12 protein-coding genes are annotated in these 13,447 nt (G+C 56.3%); 10 read left to right on the top strand and 2 right to left on the bottom strand.

Features of this window, described 5'->3' with window-relative positions; translation table 11 throughout:
• Positions 1 to 11: 11 nt before the first annotated feature.
• Positions 12 to 1,082 carry a ribosome small subunit-dependent GTPase A gene (rsgA, locus tag HZS81_RS00665; RefSeq protein ID WP_179928632.1) on the bottom strand — a complete coding sequence of 357 codons (1,071 nt, stop codon included), beginning with the start codon at positions 1,080 to 1,082 and terminating at the stop codon, positions 12 to 14.
• Positions 1,083 to 1,233: 151 nt separating this feature from the next.
• Here rsgA and orn point away from each other — a divergent pair, with 151 nt between their 5' ends.
• Entirely contained in the window at positions 1,234 to 1,815 is a 582-nt protein-coding gene (gene orn, locus HZS81_RS00660) for an oligoribonuclease (protein WP_179928631.1), read from the top strand.
• A gap of 3 nt (positions 1,816 to 1,818) precedes the next feature.
• Here orn and queG read toward each other — a convergent pair whose 3' ends face one another.
• Positions 1,819 to 2,922, bottom strand: coding sequence for a tRNA epoxyqueuosine(34) reductase QueG (queG, locus tag HZS81_RS00655; protein WP_241697327.1), 1,104 nt, complete (start codon positions 2,920 to 2,922; stop codon positions 1,819 to 1,821).
• Between the two features lie 92 nt (positions 2,923 to 3,014).
• Here queG and HZS81_RS00650 point away from each other — a divergent pair, with 92 nt between their 5' ends.
• From HZS81_RS00650 to hflC, 9 genes are all read left to right on the top strand, one after another.
• Entirely contained in the window at positions 3,015 to 4,547 is a 1,533-nt protein-coding gene (locus HZS81_RS00650) for an NAD(P)H-hydrate dehydratase (RefSeq protein WP_179928629.1), read from the top strand.
• An 11-nt stretch (positions 4,548 to 4,558) separates the two neighbouring features.
• Positions 4,559 to 5,038: a tRNA (adenosine(37)-N6)-threonylcarbamoyltransferase complex ATPase subunit type 1 TsaE gene (tsaE, locus tag HZS81_RS00645; protein WP_179928628.1), complete on the top strand. Its 480-nt coding sequence runs from the start codon at positions 4,559 to 4,561 to the stop codon at positions 5,036 to 5,038.
• Between the two features lie 9 nt (positions 5,039 to 5,047).
• Positions 5,048 to 6,523: an N-acetylmuramoyl-L-alanine amidase gene (locus HZS81_RS00640; RefSeq protein WP_179928627.1), complete on the top strand. Its 1,476-nt coding sequence runs from the start codon at positions 5,048 to 5,050 to the stop codon at positions 6,521 to 6,523.
• A gap of 39 nt (positions 6,524 to 6,562) precedes the next feature.
• Complete coding sequence (mutL, locus tag HZS81_RS00635; RefSeq protein ID WP_179928626.1) at positions 6,563 to 8,494, top strand: DNA mismatch repair endonuclease MutL; 1,932 nt, start codon at positions 6,563 to 6,565, stop codon at positions 8,492 to 8,494.
• Between the two features lie 19 nt (positions 8,495 to 8,513).
• Positions 8,514 to 9,452 (top strand): tRNA (adenosine(37)-N6)-dimethylallyltransferase MiaA, encoded by a 939-nt coding sequence (miaA, locus tag HZS81_RS00630; protein WP_179928625.1) that lies wholly within the window; start codon positions 8,514 to 8,516, stop codon positions 9,450 to 9,452.
• 104 nt (positions 9,453 to 9,556) lie between these two features.
• Entirely contained in the window at positions 9,557 to 9,805 is a 249-nt protein-coding gene (gene hfq / locus HZS81_RS00625) for an RNA chaperone Hfq (RefSeq protein ID WP_179928624.1), read from the top strand.
• A gap of 38 nt (positions 9,806 to 9,843) precedes the next feature.
• Positions 9,844 to 11,154, top strand: coding sequence for a ribosome rescue GTPase HflX (gene hflX, locus HZS81_RS00620; protein WP_179928623.1), 1,311 nt, complete (start codon positions 9,844 to 9,846; stop codon positions 11,152 to 11,154).
• 117 nt (positions 11,155 to 11,271) lie between these two features.
• On the top strand, positions 11,272 to 12,525 hold the full coding sequence (hflK, locus tag HZS81_RS00615; protein ID WP_179928622.1) for an FtsH protease activity modulator HflK: 1,254 nt from the start codon (positions 11,272 to 11,274) through the stop codon (positions 12,523 to 12,525).
• Complete coding sequence (gene hflC / locus HZS81_RS00610) at positions 12,526 to 13,413, top strand: protease modulator HflC (RefSeq protein WP_179928621.1); 888 nt, start codon at positions 12,526 to 12,528, stop codon at positions 13,411 to 13,413.
• Positions 13,414 to 13,447 lie beyond the last annotated feature (34 nt).

Below are 13,447 nucleotides of genomic sequence, written 5' to 3'. Positions count from 1 at the left end.
GCGGAGCTCCTTTAGCGATCAGTGTCCAAGCTGGCGAGAATACGCCGGTAGCTGGCAAAACGTTGTGGATGAATCTTGCCTGCCTCCACGGCATTTAGTAAAGCACAGCCCGGCTCGTTGATATGGCGGCAGTCACGAAAGCGGCAGTGGCCCAGGAAAGGGCGAAACTCAATAAACCCGTCGGTCACCGTCTCTTCGTCAAGGTGCGTTAGCCCGAATTCGCGAATACCCGGGGAATCGATCAACTCGCCGTTGACCTTGTTTTCGTTGACCTTGTTTTCGTTGGCGCTGTTCTCGTTGTCCATGTTGGATTCATACAGGGTGTAGAGTCGGGCGGTGGTCGTAGTGTGCGTGCCTTTGCGTGATTCTTCAGAGAGCGCCCCTATGCGGAGGGTCTCCTCCGGTAGAAGGCGGTCAATTAGCGAGGATTTGCCTACGCCACTTTGCCCCACGAACACCGACGTTCGCCCGGCGAGCTGCTCGCGAAGAGCTGTCAAACCGGCCTCGGTGGCGGTTGTGGTGCGCACCACGGGGTAGCCAAGCGCTTGGTAGCGCGCTAGCAGCTCGCCTAGCTCGCCGTCGCCTTCCGGCAGCAGGTCAACCTTGTTGAGCACCAGCACCGGGGCAATGCCCGTGGCTTCGGCGGCGACAAGATAGCGATCAATCAGGTTGGCGTGGGGGGTTGGCTCCGTCGCGAAGACGATCAGGATTTGATCGATATTCGCGGCGACCGGTTTGAGCTGACCGCGCGCGTCGGGGCGTGTTAGCACGCTGTCGCGTTCGGTGCGCGCGACCACAACCCCTGAGCCATCTTGGCCAGCGCGCCAAATTACCCAATCGCCGGTCACCATCCCCTCAAGGTTGGCGCGTAGGTGGCAGCGCACGGGCGTACGCTCGGCATCTTGCACCTCTAAGGTGCGACCAAAGTGGGCGATCACGCGGCCGGGCTGCTCGGCGCCATACTCCCCGGCGGCGAGTTTCTCGGATTCTTCTACCCCGCGCTTTTCAGCCCGTTTTTCGCGTTCGGCTTGAATCTTTTCGACCCGCCAGCGCTGCTGCCGGCTTAATTTACGTTTGCTCATGGCCACCTGGTCGTCGGTACCGCTTATCAGTAAACGTGTCGATGAACACGTATTCAAACGGGTATTCATAGGTACAATAACGCGTATTGTACGGATTTTTATTTTGTTGGTGGGGCTATTTGGCCGCTATCGAGTGAAAGGGGAGTTGAGCATGAGCGAAACGCGCGCGCCACGCAAAGATTTGCTGGTTTGGATCGACCTGGAAATGACCGGCCTCGACCCACAGAAAGAGCGCATCATCGAGGTGGCCACGCTGATCACCGATGCTGAATTAAATGTCGTGGCAGAAGGCCCGGTCATCGCAGTAAAACAGCCTGACAACCTGCTGGACAGTATGGATGAGTGGTGCACCAAAACGCACGGAGAGTCGGGACTCACGGCGCGCGTTAAGGCGAGCCAAACCGATACCGCAAGGGCAGAGCGCGAAACGCTGGCGTTTTTGCAGCAGTACGCGGTGCCAGGCTCATCGCCCATGTGCGGCAACAGCATTCATCAGGACCGGCGTTTTTTAGAGCGCGAAATGCCCGAGCTGTTGGCCTTTTTTCACTACCGCAACTTGGATGTGTCGACTCTTAAAGAGCTTGCTAAGCGCTGGAATCCCGGCGCCACTGCCGGCTTTAAAAAACGCAATGTGCACTTGGCGATGGACGATATTAAAGAGTCTATCGATGAGCTGGCGCACTATCGCAATACTTTTTTGCGCGTGGATGTTACCTCCGACGAGGAGGAGTGAGCGCTAGGCTGTCGCGATGCGTGCGTGACGTTTTTGGCGCTGCTCGGCCAGCGCCCAGGCGACGTGCTCGCGCACTAAGGCATTGGGGAAGCTTCGGCGTGCCCAGAGTGCGGCGTCCACTGCCTCACTCCATGGGGCATTGCCCAACGCCACGGCGAGATTGCGCAGCCAACGAGGATAGCCGATGCGGCGGATCGCGCTGCCGGCGGTTTTGTCCAGAAATTCCTTTTCGCTCCAAGCGAAAAGGGTGAGGAGCTCAGCGCGGTCAAGATCGTGGCGCGGGTGAAAATCTGCTTCTTGCGTTGGTTGGGTAAAGCGGGTGAAGGGACAAAAGAGTTGGCAGTCGTCACAGCCGTATATGCGATTGCCCATAGCACGGCGGTATTCGAGTGGAATCGCGCCGTGAAGCTCAATGGTGAGATACGAGATGCACTTGCGCGAATCGACGACTTTATCCGCCACGATTGCCCCGGTGGGGCAAACGCGCTGGCAGGCATCGCAGCTGCCGCAGTGTTCGTGGGTGAAAGGTGGGTCAATCGGCAGCGGTAGGTCGGTGTAGAGCTCACCGAGGAAAAACAGTGATCCTGCTTTTGGGGTCAGCAGCATGGCATTTTTGCCAAACCAGCCGATGCCAGCTTTTTGCGCCAAGGCGCGCTCCATTACCGGAGCAGAGTCGACAAAGGCGCGGTAACCGAAGGAGCCGACCGCTTGTTCAATTTTTTTTGCGAGATAGGCTAAGCGTTTGCGCATCAATTTGTGATAATCGCGCCCTAAGGCATAACGTGAAATATAGGCACGCTCAGGCGTTTGGAGTTGCTTGACGTTTTCAACGTCAGCCGGGAGATAATCCATGCGAACGCTAATCACACGTTGTGTGCCAGGTTCCAACTCAGCAGGGCGAGTCCGCTTAGTACCATGTTTGGCCATAAACCCCATTTCGCCGTGGTAGCCGTGATCCAGCCACGTATTGAGGTACTGCTCGTGGTCGGCAAGCTCGGTGTCGGTAATACCGACCTGCTGAAAACCTAGTTCGCCACCCCAACGTTTGATGTCATCGGCAAGACCTGCAAGCGTCTCGGTTGAAAGCGCCTCAGGCTGGCTTGGCAAAGAAGGTTGATTGGCGCTGCTTTTGGGTTTAGCAGAATGAGATGCGCTAGGGTTGAGCATAATAGCGGTACAGCCGTAAACATGAGCACGCTATGCTAACGCTAACGTCACAGCATGCGAAAGGAGATTCCGTGAGCCTATTAAGATCCTCAACGCTCAGGCCGCTCTACACGGCCGAGCAGGTAGGTGAGTTAGACCGTCGCACCATCGCCAGTGGTATCGATGGCTTTGCTCTGATGCAGCGCGCGGCATCGAGTGCTTGGCATAGTTTTCGCGCTCGCTGGCCGCAAGCGCGCACGGTGAGCGTGTTGTGTGGCGGTGGTAATAATGGTGGCGATGGCCATGTGTTTGCCGCGCTTGCCGCACAGTCGGGGCTAAAGGTGCAGCGCGTCACGCTCAAGCCGATAAATGAACTCAAAGATGATGCGCTAAAAGCCGCTGAGCTAGCCACTGCCGCAGGCGTGGGCGATGATCCGTGGCACACCGATCTCGTGCTAAGCGGCGAAGTGATTGTCGATGCGCTGTTAGGCACTGGTTTGAACGGCGAGGTGGCCGGCCGCTTTCGCGACGCCATTCAGGCGTTGAACGCCGCCGCAAAGCCGGTGTTGGCGATTGATATCCCTTCAGGGCTTGCCGCTGATACCGGGGCGGTGCTTGGGGTGGCCGTTCAGGCCGCGTGCACGGTGACCTTTATTGGTGACAAAATCGGCCTCCATACGGGCGATGCACCGGCGTATATTGGCGAGATTGACTTTCGCCCGCTGGGAGTGAAGTCGCAGGCCTATTTTGATATCCCGCCGACGGCTTGGCGCTTAAACGAAAGCCTGCTGGCAGAGGCGTTTAAGCCGCGCCTGCGTACAGCACACAAGGGTGATATGGGCCATGTGTTGGTGCTGGGTGGCGCGCCGGGGTTTGGCGGTGCGGCGTTATTAGCGTCTCAGGCGGCCGCGCGGCTTGGAGCGGGTAAGGTCAGCCTGGCGACAGCGCCCGAGCATGTGGTGGCAAGCCTGATGCGTTGCCCCGAGGTGATGGCTCACGGCGTACGGGGTGCGGCAGAGCTAGGTGAGCTGCCTGAGCAAAGCGATGTCGTGGTGGTAGGGCCTGGCCTTGGCCAAGGGGCATGGGGGCAGGCGATGTTGCAAAGCGCACTGAATACCGACAAGTCACTCGTGATCGATGCCGATGGGCTTAACCTTTTAGCCAGCCACTGGGCGGATACCCGTCGCGAAAACTGGGTGCTAACGCCGCACCCGGGCGAGGCCGCCCGGCTACTCGGTATCAGCCCTACAGAGGTGCAGGCTGATCGGCCCGCTGCGGCACGCGCGCTGCAGCAACAGCGCGGCGGCACGGTCATCTTAAAAGGCGCCGGTACGCTGATCGCAGGGCCGAGTGGCCTTTTGGTTTGCCCGTATGGCAACCCGGGAATGGCCAGTGGCGGCATGGGCGATGTGCTAAGCGGTATGCTGGGGGCGCTAATAGCGCAACGACACGAGAATGAAGAGAGCGTTTGGCTGGCGACGCTAGTCCATGCGTTAGCCGCCGATGCAGGTGCTGCAAAACACGGTGAGCGTGGCTTGCTGGCCAGTGATCTGGCATCCTATGCATGCTCATTAATCAATCCATGAGGTCTGCTCTCATGCAGGTGACGCTGCCCAATGAAGATGCTCAGGTTGCCTTTGGTGAAACGCTTGGCCGCGTGCTTCAAGGGCGTGGGCGCGTTTACTTAGAAGGTGATTTGGGCGCGGGTAAAACCACCCTGACTCGAGGGGTATTGCGGGCGTATGGCTATCAAGGGGCGGTCAAAAGCCCAACCTATACGCTGATTGAGCCTTACGAACTTAACGACCAGCGGCTTTATCACCTGGATTTATACCGCCTAGGGGACCCTGAAGAGTTGGAATTTATCGGCGGGCGCGATGTATTAGATGATGAGGCCTTGTGTCTGGTTGAGTGGCCAAGTCGCGGCGAGGGCTGGCTCCCTGAGGGGGATTTGCACATTCACTTGTCAGTGGCAGATATTGGCCGCGTGGCGAGCGTTAGTGCCGAAACAGAGCGTGGGCAGCAGTGGCTTTCCGCGTTGGAAAAAGCATGGGAGTCACCGGTTGGCACAAAATAGCGAGCAGTTATGACAAGGCGACTTGCAAATAGCCCATCCCGCGTATGGCGCAAGGCGCTAGCCTTGGTGGTGCTTATCACCGTTAGTGCCGCAAGCCTTAGCGTAAAGGCGGCTAACGTTGAGAGTATGCGCCTTTGGGCGGCACCCGATCACGCACGGCTTGTATTTGACCTTTCTGGGGCCGTTGAGGCGAATGTCTTTAGCCTTGATTCGCCCTCTCGGCTGGTGATCGATATAGACTCGAGCCGGCTAGCTACCGATGCCAGCACGTTGCCGCTAGATGGCAGTGCAATTTCTGCCGTAAGGACGGGTAAGCGTAACGGCGATGATTTGCGCGTTGTGCTCGAACTTAATCGGAAGGTTGAACCACGTCACTTTACGTTGCCTCCCAACGATCAGTATGGTCACCGCTTGGTGGTGGATTTGGAATACCCCGGGGAAAATGCCATAGAAAATCCCATCGACCCGATTGAGTCGATGATTCGCGAGCAGGAAATTGCGGCCCAACGCGCTAGTGCCCAGCGCGACATCAACGGTAATACGTCAACCGCACCTGAAGACACCACGGTGCAAAAAGCACAACCGCACCCCAAACGCGATATTATTATCGCCATTGACGCTGGCCACGGAGGCGAAGACCCCGGGGCGATTGGGCCTAGCGGCACCCGCGAAAAAGATATCGTGTTAGAAATCAGCCGACGCTTGGCCGATAAGGTCAATGCGACGCCCGGCTTTAAAGCGGTACTGATTCGCGACGGTGACTACTACATTGGCTTGCGTCAGCGCACCCAACTTGCCCGCGAGCAAAAAGCCGACTTTTTTGTTTCCATTCACGCCGATGCGTTTTCCAGCCCGCGCCCGCAAGGGAGTTCCGTTTACGCGCTGTCTCAACGAGGGGCTACTTCCGAGACGGCTCAGTGGTTGGCTAACAGCGAAAACCGTGCTGATCTGATCGGGGGTGTCGATGGAAACCTTTCTCTGCGCGATAAAGACCAGGTGCTCCGCGGTGTGTTATTGGATTTGACCATGACCGCTACGCTTAACGATTCGCTATCGATTGGCGGCCAAGTACTGGATCAACTCGGCCGGGTTAATCGGCTGCATAAATCTCGCGTTGAGCAGGCGGGCTTTATGGTATTGAAATCACCCGATATCCCCTCATTACTGGTGGAAACAGGGTTTATTTCCAATCCGGGTGAAGAGCGTCGTTTGAAAAGTGCGAGCCATCAAGAGCATATCGCTAAGGCAATTCTTAATGGTGTGAAAGGGCACTTTGAGCGTCATCCACCGCCGACGAGCCTGCTCGCCTGGCAGCGCGACAACCAGCGTGGCCCACTCGGCGACGAGTATCGTATTCAATCCGGTGATACGCTCTCAGCGATTGCGGTGCAGCACGGCGTGCCGGTGAGCCATCTGAAACAGGCCAACGACCTTAATGGCGATGTAATTCGTGTTGGTCAGGTGTTACGCATCCCCAACTCTTAAGGAAATGCGCGTTTTTTTGTTAACCGTTTTGAGGTAACCGTGTCCGAAACGACCGCCACTCACGCGTCCCGTATCCATGTTCTCGACCCGCGCCTGACCAACCAAATTGCCGCTGGCGAAGTGGTCGAGCGTCCGGCATCGGTAACCAAAGAGTTGCTGGAAAACGCCATTGACGCCGGTAGCCGGCGAATTGAACTAGACGTTGAGCAGGGTGGTGCACGCTTGCTTAAAGTGCGCGACGACGGCGTGGGTATCGGGGAGGAAGATTTACCCTTGGCGCTTGCACGTCATGCAACCAGTAAAATTGAAAGCCTGGAAGATTTAGAGGGCGTTAGTTCGCTGGGCTTTCGCGGTGAGGCGCTCGCGTCGATTAGCTCGGTGTCGCGCTTGGAGTTGATCTCCAACGCCTCAGACGACCCACGCGATGGCTGGCGCGTGGTAGCGGAAGGACGCGGAATGGAAGCGCGCGTTACCCCCGCACCGCATCCGCGAGGGACTAGCGTGAGCGTGCGGGATCTTTTCTTTAATACGCCCGCAAGGCGCAAGTTTCTGCGAACGGAAAAGACCGAATTCGCCCATGTCGAAGAGGCATTTCGGCGCCAGGCGCTTTCTCGCTACGATATTGCCTGGGTGCTGCGTCACAACCAAAAAACCGTGCATCAGTTACCCCCCGGAGATTCCCCAGCGGCCCGCGAGCGGCGCATTGCGTCACTGTTAGGTAAAAACTTTATTGAGCATGCCCGCTTTATCGAGCGCGAAGCGGGGGCGCTGCGGCTTTCCGGTTGGGTGGGGTTACCCACGCATTCGCGCGCCCAGGCGGATCAGCAGTACTTTTTTGTTAACGGTCGCGTGGTGCGTGATCGCTTAGTGGCGCACGCGGTACGCCAGGCTTACCGGGATGTGCTCTACAACGGACGCCACCCGGTGTTTGTACTCTATTTGGACTTGGACCCCGACGTGGTCGACGTTAACGTACACCCGACCAAGCATGAAGTGCGCTTTCGCGATGGGCGCATGGTGCATGACTTTTTGTACTCCAGTTTGCACCACTGTTTGGCGCATACACAGCCGGTTGCTGAGAATTTCGTAGGCGAAGAAAATGACTCATCCTCCGCTGCCGAGCAGGCTCAAGAAAACAGTACGCTAGCGGCTGAGCCATTAGCGGCAGCTCATCGCTGGGAGCAGCAGGGTATCGCGCTAACGCCTGAGTCAGATCGAAATCCGGGGGCGGCGCGGGTTCGCCGTTTTATGCAGGGCTATCAGGCACTTCATCCCGATCACGAAGAGACACTGCTCACGCCTCAAGCAACGGCCGAAGCCGCTTCTCCGAACGCTGTGCGCGAGGTGGCGGTAGCCCCCAACATGCCGGCGCACGATCCTGCGGCTGCGCCGCCACTCGGCTACGCGTTAGGGCAGCTGCACGGAGTGTATATTCTGGCGCAAAATCGTGACGGCCTGGTGCTGGTGGATATGCACGCGGCTCATGAACGCATCGTATACGAGCGGATGAAGCACCAGTGGGTGCAAAACGGCATAGACACCCAGCCACTGCTTGTTCCAGTGTCGCTAGCGGCTAGTCTTGCGGAGGTGGCAACGGTAGAGAATGAGCACGAATCCATCGCTAAGCTCGGTGTGGAGCTTGATATCGCCGGACCCGAAACGCTGTTGGTGAGGCAACTTCCAGCGCTTCTGGCACAAGCCGATCCTGAGCCGCTTGTGCGTGAGCTTTTAGAAGAGCTGGCACACTTTGGTCGCTCCCAGCAGGTAGAAGTGCGTATCCATACGCTGCTTTCCACCATGGCGTGCCACGGAAGCGTCAGAGCGAACCGCCGTCTCACACTTGATGAAATGAACGCTTTACTGCGCGATATGGAGCGCACTGAGCGTAGTGACCAGTGCAACCATGGCCGCCCAACCTGGACGCAAATGGATATGAAAGCGCTGGATAAACTGTTCTTACGTGGGCAATGACCCAGGAGTCGCGTTTAGCATGAGCGATTCTCGCCCTTTGGCCGTTTTTCTCATGGGGCCGACCGCTGCGGGTAAAACCGATGCGGCCATTGCGCTATACGAGCGTTTAGGCTGTGAGCTGATCAGCGTCGATTCCGCCATGGTGTATCGCGGCATGGATATTGGCAGTGCCAAGCCTAGCGCTTTGGAACTTAAGCGCGCGCCGCACCGTCTGATCGATATCCGTGACCCGGCCAACCCGTATTCAGCGGCAGATTTTCGACAAGATGCGCTCTGTGAGATGCGACAAATTAGCCAGTCAGGGAAAGTACCGCTGCTCGTGGGTGGTACCATGCTCTACTTCAAGCAGCTAGTAGACGGTGTGGCGAACCTGCCGGCCGCATCCCCTGAGATTCGCACGCAGCTCGACAAGCGTTGGCGGGAGGAGGGGCTTTTGGCGCTTCATCGCACCTTGGCGGAGGTTGATCCCGAAGCGGGGAAGCGAATACACCCTAATGACCCGCAGCGTACCCTGCGTGCGTTAGAGGTGTATTACGCCAGCGGGCGACCAATGAGCGAACTCTGGGCCGAGCAAGAGGCTTCGACTTTTCCGTGGCGTGTGGTATCGATTGCTCTGGCGCCGGAAAATCGTGGGGTGCTGCATCAACGCATTGCGCAGCGCTTTGCCTTAATGCTAGAAGAGGGCTTAATTGACGAGGTGGCCGCCCTTAAGCAGCGTGATGACTTGCATTTGGGGTTGCCGGCAATGAAAAGTGTTGGCTATCGTCAAGTGTGGGAATACTTAGATGGCGAGATAGACCACACAGCGCTTTTAGAGCGTGGCGTTATCGCCACTCGCCAGCTGGCTAAGCGCCAGCTTACTTGGCTAAGGCGTTGGAAAGAGCTGCACTGGGTTGATTCACAACACACCCATGCGTTAGATAACGTACTGAAACTCGTGCGTGAAAGCGGTGCTTAGCGTAAGATAGTCTGTTCATAGCAAATGTTTTCGAGCGGCCGGCTTTGCCGACCTTTCGGGTAACAAGATCAACCAACCCCAACGACAGTTTTAGGGAGAGTAACATGTCCAAAGGGCAGTCCCTTCAAGACCCATACTTGAATATTTTGCGCAAGGAGCGCATTCCGGTCTCCATCTTTTTGGTGAACGGCATTAAGCTGCAGGGCCAAATTGAGTCATTTGACCAGTTTGTGATCCTGCTCCGTAACACCGTCAGTCAGATGGTTTACAAACATGCCATTTCGACCGTGGTCCCATCTCGCAACGTTCGCTTGCCTGCTCAAGACCCGGCAGCAGCGGATGCCGAGATTTAATGCCACACGAAGTAGGCAAACAGTCCATGAGGTATTGATTGTTTTTTGAGCGCCCCGACGCCGGTGAAACGGCTGTACTCGTGCATGTCGATTTTCATGATGAGCGCGAGCGTGAAGATGCCGGTGAGTTTCTTGAGCTCGTTCGTTCTGCTGGTGCAGTGCCAGCGACGCTGCTCACCGCTAGCCGTCAACGCCCCGATTCGAGAACGTTTATCGGTTCAGGAAAGCTTGAAGAGCTGCGAGCGATGCTTGCGGCTCATCAAGCTGAGCTGGTGATTTTTAATCACGGTTTAAGCCCCTCGCAACAGCGTAACCTGGAGCACGAGTTAAAGTGTCGGGTGCTGGATCGCACGGGATTGATCCTGGACATCTTTGCGCAGCGGGCTCGAACACACGAAGGCAAGCTGCAGGTCGAGCTTGCTCAGTTAGAGTACATGTCCACGCGCCTTGTGCGAGGGTGGACACACCTTGAGCGGCAAAAAGGCGGGATTGGTCTTCGCGGCCCGGGTGAAACGCAGCTGGAAACTGACCGTCGCCTGTTGCGCGCGCGGATCAAAGCGATTCATAAGCGCCTGGATAAAGTACGTAGCCAGCGCGAGCAGAGTCGCCGCGCCCGTTCTCGTGCTGAGATTCCCAGTATTTCACTCGTGGGTTATACCAACGCGGGCAAGTCAACGCTGTTTAATTCTCTTACCGATTCAACGGTGTATGCAGCAGACCAACTTTTTGCCACGCTAGATCCCACACTTAGGCGCTTGGAAATCGACGATGTCGGTCCGGTGGTTATGGCTGATACGGTGGGATTTATCCGTCATTTGCCCCACAAGTTGGTAGAGGCCTTTCAAGCCACGCTGCAGGAAGCTGCAGATGCTACGCTTTTGGTGCATGTGATTGATGCCGCCGATCCTGATCGTGACGTTAACGTAGAGCAGGTCGAGCGCGTGCTGAAAGAAATTGGCGCCGACGACGTGCCCATGCTCAAGGTCATGAATAAAATTGACCAGTTGGACAGCGCGCCGCGTATTGAGCGCGACGGCAACGGTATGCCAGAAGTGGTGTGGGTGTCGGCGCAAGAACGGCGCGGATTAGATCTGCTGGAGCAAGCGTTTAGTGAGCGTCTTGCCGATGATGTCATTGATTTTTCTATGACACTGGACCCCGAGCAGGGCAAGTTGCGTGCGAGGCTGCATGAGCTAAATGCCGTTCGAGAAGAGTTCTTTGACGAGCAGGGGCGTTCGGTGTTGGAAGTGCGCTTGCCTCGACGTGACTTTAATCAGCTAATGGCGCAGCTTGGCGAACGCGCCAACACCTATTTACCTGAAATATTGCAAGAACCCATAGAGTGGTAAGTCACATTTACATAGTATTTTGTAATGAATTTGTATAAGTTTTTGCAGCAACAATGGCGATTTGCACAGCGGCGTATTACGTCGCAGGTGCAGCTGAATACCTAGTGGAGAGAATATATGGCCTGGAATGAGCCCGGTGGTGGCAACCAGCACGACCCTTGGAGTGGCGGTGGCCGACGCGGTAGCGGAAGCGACGGCGACGGCAATCGTGGTGGCAACAACGGAGGGAACAACCAAGGACCTCCGGATCTTGATGAGGCGTTGAAAAAGTTTCAGGACAAACTCAACGGCATGTTGGGTGGCAAGGGTAAGAAAGGTAACGGTGGTGGCGGTAAAAAAGGCGGTGGTGGCAACAAACCGCGTAACGTCTTTGCCTTGCCGGGCCTTCTTATTGTGGTCGCGCTAGCGATTTGGGCGGCTTCTGGTTTCTACTTGGTGGATCAATCAGAACGCGGTGTGGTACTGCGTTTTGGTAAGTACCAAGAAACCGTAATGCCCGGTTTGCAGTGGAATCCGCCGTTGATCGATGACGTGCGCATGGTGAACGTCACCCGTGTGCGTTCGTTAACGCAAACTAAGTCGATGCTGACCCGCGATGAGAACATTGTTGAAGTGGAGATCTCGGCACAATACAGAGTGGCTGATCCACGTAATTATGTTCTTAACGTACGTGATCCGAGTCTCTCTATCGCAAATGCGCTCGATTCCTCGCTGCGCCACGTCGTAGGGGGAACGGACATGATTGAGATACTAACCTCCGGGCGTGAAGTGCTAGGTAGCTCGGTGGCGAGTCGACTGCAAAACTATCTCAACACTTACGGCATCGGCATTGCGCTGCAAACGATCAATATTGAGTCAACGGCTGCGCCTGATCCTGTTATTGATGCCTTCGACGATGTTATTCGCGCGCGTGAAGACAGACAGCGGATCATTAACGAAGCCATCGCGTATGCCAACTCGGTAATCCCCGAAGCACAAGGTCAAGCGCAGCGCATCATTGAGCAAGGCCAAGGGTATCGCGAATCCGTCGTGGCAGAAGCACAAGGTCAAGCCAACCGCTTTAATTCGCTGCTTGGCGAGTATCAGAATTCCCCCGAGATCATGCGTGAGCGTATGTACCTTGACTCTCTTCAAGAAGTCTACGAAGGAACACCGAAAGTCCTTATGGACGTAAGCGAAAATGCGCCGCTGATGTATCTGCCGCTGAATCAAATAAATGGCGGCAGTAGTGGTGTTCCGTCTAACCAAGGCAGCAGTAACAGTCTCGATCCGCGTGTGCTAGAGCGCTTAAGCAGTGGCCAAAGCAGCCAAAATAGTAGCAGTGGATCATCTTCGAACAGCAGTAACTCTATTCGCAGGGAGGGCCGGTAAATGATTAATAATCGTTCCCTGCTGATCGTTGGTGGCTTGGCTGCGGTCGCCTGGTTAGCCAGCAACAGTTTGTACGTCGTGGATGAAACCGAACGCGCGGTGAAGTTGCGCTTTGGCGAAATCATCGAAGAGAACATCCAGCCGGGTCTGCATGTGAAAGTGCCGATTACGCAAACGGTGCGTACATTTGATACGCGCTTGTTGACGCTGGATACCGATACAAGCCGTTATCTCACGCAAGAGCAGAAAGCGGTAATTGTGGACTCCTACGTTAAGTGGCAGATTGTTAATCCGACGCGTTACTACGAGGCCACCTCTGGCGACGAAATGGTCGCTGAGCGTCTGATTCAGCCGCGTGTTGATGAGGGTTTGCGTAATGAGTTTGGCCGCTTGAATTTGCAGCAAATTATCGCTGAGCGTCGCGATGACCTAATGACAGGGCCGACCGAAGAACTCGACGAGCTCATGCGTGAGGAGCTGGGCGTTGCGATACGCGATATCCGCATCAAACGGATTGACCTGCCCGATGATGTGACCTCCGCGGTATTCGAGCGAATGCGCTCTGAGCGTGAACGGGAGGCGCGTGAATGGCGTGCGCAAGGCCGAGAAGAGTCTGAACGCATTCGCGCTAATGCGGATCGCCGTCGTCAAGTCCTTCTTGCCCAGGCTAACGAACGCTCCGAAACGTTGCGCGGTGAAGGGGATGCACAAGCTGCGTCTATCTTTTCACAGGCGTACAGCCAAGATCCCGAGTTTTTCTCTTTCTGGCGCAGCTTAGAAGCGTATCGTGAGAGTTTCTCGGGCGATGACAGCTTGTTGGTGCTAGAACCAGATAGCGAGTTTTTCCGCTACCTTAACAGCCCTTCGTCTAGCAGTGATGCAGAGTAGGACTGTGTAACGCAGTCTGTACCGGGTGGGCCTT

The organism is Vreelandella salicampi, assembly GCF_013415105.1.
Lineage (GTDB): Bacteria > Pseudomonadota > Gammaproteobacteria > Pseudomonadales > Halomonadaceae > Vreelandella > Vreelandella salicampi.
Note: the sequence above shows the minus strand (reverse complement) of the source record. Positions and strands in the feature narration are given on the sequence as shown.

Excerpts from the sequence above, each read along its gene's own strand:
- rsgA (WP_179928632.1), bottom strand. The coding sequence starts at position 1,082 with ATGAGCAAACGTAAATTAAGCCGGCAGCAGCGCTGGCGGGTCGAAAAG.
- orn (WP_179928631.1), top strand. The coding sequence starts at position 1,234 with ATGAGCGAAACGCGCGCGCCACGCAAAGATTTGCTGGTTTGGATCGAC.
- HZS81_RS00650 (WP_179928629.1), top strand. The coding sequence starts at position 3,015 with ATGCTAACGCTAACGTCACAGCATGCGAAAGGAGATTCCGTGAGCCTA.
- tsaE (WP_179928628.1), top strand. The coding sequence starts at position 4,559 with ATGCAGGTGACGCTGCCCAATGAAGATGCTCAGGTTGCCTTTGGTGAA.
- HZS81_RS00640 (WP_179928627.1), top strand. The coding sequence starts at position 5,048 with ATGACAAGGCGACTTGCAAATAGCCCATCCCGCGTATGGCGCAAGGCG.
- miaA (WP_179928625.1), top strand. The coding sequence starts at position 8,514 with ATGAGCGATTCTCGCCCTTTGGCCGTTTTTCTCATGGGGCCGACCGCT.
- hfq (WP_179928624.1), top strand. The coding sequence starts at position 9,557 with ATGTCCAAAGGGCAGTCCCTTCAAGACCCATACTTGAATATTTTGCGC.
- hflK (WP_179928622.1), top strand. The coding sequence starts at position 11,272 with ATGGCCTGGAATGAGCCCGGTGGTGGCAACCAGCACGACCCTTGGAGT.
- hflC (WP_179928621.1), top strand. The coding sequence starts at position 12,526 with ATGATTAATAATCGTTCCCTGCTGATCGTTGGTGGCTTGGCTGCGGTC.